Source organism: Pantoea sp. ME81 (assembly GCF_903970985.1).
Classification (GTDB): domain Bacteria; phylum Pseudomonadota; class Gammaproteobacteria; order Enterobacterales; family Enterobacteriaceae; genus Pantoea; species Pantoea communis.
The window spans coordinates 1-1,073 of the sequence record NZ_CAJCKS010000360.1 but is presented as its reverse complement, the minus strand read 5'-3'; the positions used below and the strand labels follow the sequence as shown (position 1 = coordinate 1,073).

At 56.0% G+C, this 1,073-nt stretch carries 1 protein-coding gene; it reads left to right on the top strand.

All coding sequences use genetic code 11. The features are described from left to right. On the top strand, positions 1-809 hold an 809-nt coding region (locus H7A81_RS27340), incomplete at its 5' end, for a GMC oxidoreductase (protein ID WP_182059346.1). Positions 810-1,073: the final 264 nt, after the last annotated feature.

Here is a 1,073-nt window from a genome sequence, read left to right as displayed (position 1 = left end):
GCCATCGTGTCACGGCTGAAACCTTTGTACTGGCCGCCAACGCGATTGAAACCCCAAAACTGCTGCTGATGTCTGTCAGCGATAAATTCCCGAACGGTATCGCCAACGCGCACGATAATGTGGGTCGCAACCTGTGCGATCACCCGGCGATAGGCGTGACGTTTGACGTCGATGAAGAGATTTGGCCAGGACGTGGCCCGGTGAGTCCTTGTTCGATTGGTCAGTTCCGTGACGGCGATTTCCGCAGCGAACATTCACCGTTCCGTATCGATATCTCTAACGCTTCACAGGTTGCCTCAGTGACTAAAGAAGCGCTGGCGGAAGGGCTGTTTGGCAAGAAGTTGCAGGAAGCGATTCGCTTCCGCGCCGCGCGTCGCCTTAGCATCAAAAATGCGCTTGAGCAGTTACCCGATCCGAACAACCGCGTGACCTTGAGCAGCAACAAAGACGAGCTGGGTTTACCCACGCCATCGCTGTATTGGGACGTGAACGACTATGTCATCAAAGGCACCGAAAAAACGCGTGAATGCTATGACGCGATTGCGGCCAAACTCGGCGCGACCAACATTAAGCACAGCAAAACTGGCAAGTTCTCTAATCGTCAGCACATCACCGGCACGCTCTCTATGGGCCTCGACCCGGCGACCAGTGTGACCGATGCATGGGGGCGCGCACATGATCATCAGAACCTGTTTATGGTTGGCACGGGTGTGATGCCAACGGTGGGCACCTGTAACGTCACGCTCACGGCAATGGCGCTGGCTCTTCGTACCGCCGACAAAATCCTGCAGGAGACGCAACATGGCTAAGCACTGGAAAGCCCTGCTTGCAGCAGGCACGTTGGCGTTGGCTGTTTCACAAGCGCATGCAGCGGATGAGCAACTGATTAAGCGCGGGGAGTATCTGGCGATTGCCGGTGACTGCGGCGCATGTCATACCGAAGAGGGTAAAGCCCCTTTCAGTGGCGGCCACGCGATTGCCAGCCCTGAATATCTTCCGCCATCAGATCCAGCAAATGCTGGGTCAGCTGCACAATGAACCCCTCAGCTTCGGCGTGGCTGATAAAGATATCC